The organism is Paenacidovorax caeni, from assembly GCF_001298675.1.
Taxonomy (GTDB): Bacteria; Pseudomonadota; Gammaproteobacteria; order Burkholderiales; family Burkholderiaceae_C; genus Paenacidovorax; species Paenacidovorax caeni.
In genome coordinates this window covers 1-3,723 of sequence record NZ_CYIG01000091.1, presented here as the reverse complement: position 1 = coordinate 3,723, position 3,723 = coordinate 1, and the positions used below count along the sequence as shown (strand labels likewise).

Annotated in this window: 3 protein-coding genes and 1 pseudogene; 2 read left to right on the top strand and 2 right to left on the bottom strand. The window is 63.9% G+C overall.

Features of this window, described 5'->3' with window-relative positions; all coding sequences use genetic code 11:
- The first annotated feature begins 213 nt into the window (after positions 1–213).
- Both BN2503_RS18615 and BN2503_RS18610 read left to right on the top strand, forming a co-directional pair.
- Positions 214–1,443 carry a sterol desaturase family protein gene (locus BN2503_RS18615; protein ID WP_054258083.1) on the top strand — a complete coding sequence of 410 codons (1,230 nt, stop codon included), beginning with the start codon at positions 214–216 and terminating at the stop codon, positions 1,441–1,443.
- Entirely contained in the window at positions 1,440–2,030 is a 591-nt protein-coding gene (locus tag BN2503_RS18610; protein WP_015061189.1) for a hypothetical protein, read from the top strand. The genes BN2503_RS18615 and BN2503_RS18610 overlap by 4 nt, the downstream gene beginning before the upstream one ends.
- A 4-nt stretch (positions 2,031–2,034) precedes the next feature.
- On the opposite strand, the gene cobA is transcribed toward BN2503_RS18610, so the two are convergent.
- On the bottom strand, positions 2,035–2,841 hold the full coding sequence (gene cobA, locus BN2503_RS18605) for a uroporphyrinogen-III C-methyltransferase (protein ID WP_015061188.1): 807 nt from the start codon (positions 2,839–2,841) through the stop codon (positions 2,035–2,037).
- A pseudogene (ybiB, locus tag BN2503_RS18600) lies at positions 2,838–3,584 on the bottom strand (DNA-binding protein YbiB); the annotation flags it as partial. The pseudogene ybiB and the gene cobA, both read right to left, overlap by 4 nt.
- Positions 3,585–3,723: the final 139 nt, after the last annotated feature.

Genomic DNA, 3,723 nt, shown 5'->3' with positions numbered 1-3,723 from the left:
GTGGTGCGGGCGTTCTTGTGCAGGGCTATCAACATGGCTTCACTCCCAGGGTCGATTGCAAGGACTCTATCAACTCTTGCAGAACCGCGCGGGCCATGAATAGGGGATAGCGTTTTGGGTCTATGCAATCATCTGGGATGCGACAACTAGTGTATACTTTCAACGATGACGGTACCCGATACAGAGGCGCTGCATAACGAGAGAGACAAAACCATGAATCCCATTGTTTACGCCATACCCGTATTCATGCTCACCATCCTGCTCGAGGCCTGGGTGGCCCGGCGGCGCGGTGTGGCGGTCTACGACATTCCCGACGCCATCACCAGCCTGCACCATGGCCTGTTGAGCCAGGTGACCAACGCCTTCACCAAGATCGCCACGCTGGGCATCTACATCGCGGTGTATGAGGCCTACCGCTTTACCGAATGGTCCATGAGCAGTATTCCGCTGTGGATTCTGGCCCTGGTGCTGTACGACCTGTGTTACTACTGGGCGCACCGCATGTACCACGAGGTCAATGTCATGTGGGCCTCGCATGTGGTGCACCACTCATCGGAGTACTACAACCTGTCCACCGCACTGCGGCAGACCTCTACCGGCGCGTTATTCGGCTGGGTGTTTTACCTGCCCCTGGCGGTGCTCGGTATCCCATGGCAGATGCTGGTGATCGTGGGCCTGATCGACCTGCTGTACCAGTACTGGGTGCACACCGAGCTGATAGGCCGCATGGGCGTGCTGGACCGCATTCTGGTCACGCCCAGCAACCACCGCGTGCACCACGGCCAGAACGACTACTGCATCGACAAGAACTACGGCGGTATCCTGGTCCTGTGGGACCGTCTGTTCGGCACTTTTGCCGACGAGCGCGATGACGAGAAAATTTGCTACGGCATCCGCAAGCCGCTGCACAGCTTCAGCCCGATCAAGGGCAACCTGCACTACTACGCCGACCTGTGGCAGATGTCCCGTGCGGCAAAGGGCTGGCGCGCCAAGCTGGGTGTCTGGGTGGCGCCACCGGGCGGCTGGACCGACGAACCCATCGAACATTTCGAGCCCCGCACCTTTACCCGCTTTGATGTGCAAACCCCCGCGCCGCTGCGTTGGTACGTGGCGCTGCAGTCCGCGGTGCTGGTGCTTTTTGTTTCGCATTTCATCGGTGTGGCCAAGGGCCTGGACAGAGGCACGGCCGCGGTGTACGCGCTGGGCATTTTGGTCACGGCGGTGGCGCTGGGGGCGCTGCTCGAGCGTTTTGTCTGGGGCAAGTGGCTGGAGCAGGTGCGTCTGCTGGCGCTGGGTGTGTCGTTCGCCGCCGTGCCGCAGTGGTTTGGGTTTGAGGCGCCGCTGCTGCTCAAGGGTGCGTTGCTGGTGTTGTGTGTGGGCAGTGTGGTCTGGCTGAATCGCCAGGCCGTTGCCCCTGCCAACGCGGTGGGAGTGGCAGCATGAATCCGGACGCCTTGTCGGATCTGGTGCTGCTGCTGGTGTGTGCCGCTATCCTGTGGTTTCACCTGCGCCAGCGGCCTGCTGTGGCAGTGGCCGCCGGCCTGATCGGTTTGGCGGCCTGCCTGGGTGTACTGCGGTATTCGGGCTGGGCCGAGATGCTGGGGCCACACCGTTTCACCAGCCTGCTGGCCGCATGTGCTGCGTTTCCGTTGCTTGCATCAGGCCTGCGCTGGCCGGATGCGCCGCTGGCCACACGTGGCGCGGCGGTCGGGCGTTTTGTGCTGGTCGTGGGGGGTGTCGGCATCGTGCTGACGCTGGCCGGTCTGGCGCTCTGGTCGCAGGTGGTGCCGGGCGTGTGTGCGCTGGTGATTGCCTGGACGGCGGTGCAGCAGCGCAATACCTGGGGCTTGGCGGGCACGCTGGCTTTGCTGGGCAGCTTTGTGGTGGCGGCTACTGGCAAGGCCGACAGCAACTACCTGGGCTTGTTCAACACCGTGCAATTGATGCACTACACCCTGGCGCTGGCCTTGGCGCTGCTGGCGGTGGGGGCCACGCGCACACCACAAAACCAGCAGCTCGCGGCTGCCTGAACGCTCAGGCGGTGCGCGTCTGGCCCAGGGGTTCCCGTTCGGGGACCTGGGCTGCGGCCAGCAGGCCCTGCATCACATCACCGACCACGATGACGCTGGGGCTGGCCAGGCCTTCCCGGGCGATGGTGGTCTGCAGCTCGCCCAGTGTGCAGACTGCATGGCGCTGCGTGGGCAGGCTGGCGTTGTGCACGATGGCCACGGGGGTGGTGTCGGGCAGGCCGTACAGCAGTTCGTCCTGGATGTGGGCGGCACCGCTCACACCCATGTAAATCACCAAAGTCAGCTTGGCCTGGTAGGCCGTGTGCGCCAGCGCGCGCCAGTCGGTACCGGTGTCGCCGGGCTTGGCGTGGCCGGTCACAAACACCACGCCATGCGCGTGCTCGCGGTGCGTCAGTGGCACATTCAATGAGGTGACAGCGGCCAGACCCGAGGTGATGCCGTTAATGACGCTCACGCGGATGCCGGCAGCCTGCAGGTTCTCTACCTCTTCACCACCACGGCCAAAGATGAACGGGTCACCACCCTTGAGGCGTACCACGTTCTCGCCTTCGAGTGCGGCGGTGACCATGAGCTTTTCGATAAACGACTGCGGTGTCGACTTGCAGCCCCCGCGCTTGCCCACGTGCACGATGCGTGCTTCGGGGGATGCGTAGGCCACGATGGCTTCGTTGACCAGGTCGTCCACCATCAGCACCGTGGCGGCCTGGATGGCTTTGAGCGCTTTGAGGGTCAGCAGCTCCGGGTCGCCCGGGCCGGCGCCGACCAGGGTGACCTGGCCTGCCGCGTTGGAGTCGGAGAGATCGTGTTTCATAGTGATTCGACTAACTGCAAGATGTGGGCCACCTGTTGCGCAATGGGGGCGGGTACGGGCTGTGCGCCGGTCATCACACTTTGAATATAGGCTGCGGTGGTGGCTGCGTCCAGTTGCGTGGGCAGGTTGGGCAGGCTGGTCAGCGGGCCGGCCTGGTGCTCCTGCAAGGTAAAGGTCTGGCCGTTCACAAAGGCCTGCATCGTGGGCGTGCGGCGCGGGTCGGCCACGGCCTCGCCCTCGGTGCCGCGCAGCAGCAGGGCGTTGGCCTGGGTGAGTGCAAAGGTGGCGGCCATGGAGATCGCGTATTCGGGGTGCGTGTAGCTGCTGACGATCAGGCTTTTGCCCACGCACGGGTTCATGAGTTTGACCAGGCTGTGTGCCGGGTTGCGCAGGTTCACCACGCGGCGCACCTCCAGCAGACGCTGCAGCCCGGGGCTCAGCAGGGCGGTGGGGACAAACGCCACCTCGCCATTTGCTATTTTTTTAATAGCTGCTTGCGCAGGTATACCAAGGGCTGCGAGCACTTCTGACGTAAAAACCCGGGTCGATTCGGTGGCCGTGCCGTGGATCAGCACGGGTAGCCCCTCACGGGCCAGCAGCAGCGCCAGCAGCGGCGTGAGCAGCGGCAGCTTGCGCGCGCCGTTGTAGCTGGGGATGACCACCGTGGGGCGGTCGCTGGCGGGCAGGTGCTGCAGGCGCGCAGCGGTGGCGTCCAGAAAACCGGCCATACGGATAGGCGTTTTAACCGCATGAGGCCAAGTATCGCACCGCGGAAGCGCCATCAAGCCGGCTGAGACACTCGATTTTCCCGCCCAGGTGTCAGGTTCACCACCAGGGTTTGGCGTTCAGGAGAGTGATTTGCGGCGCTCGGCGTGTACCGGG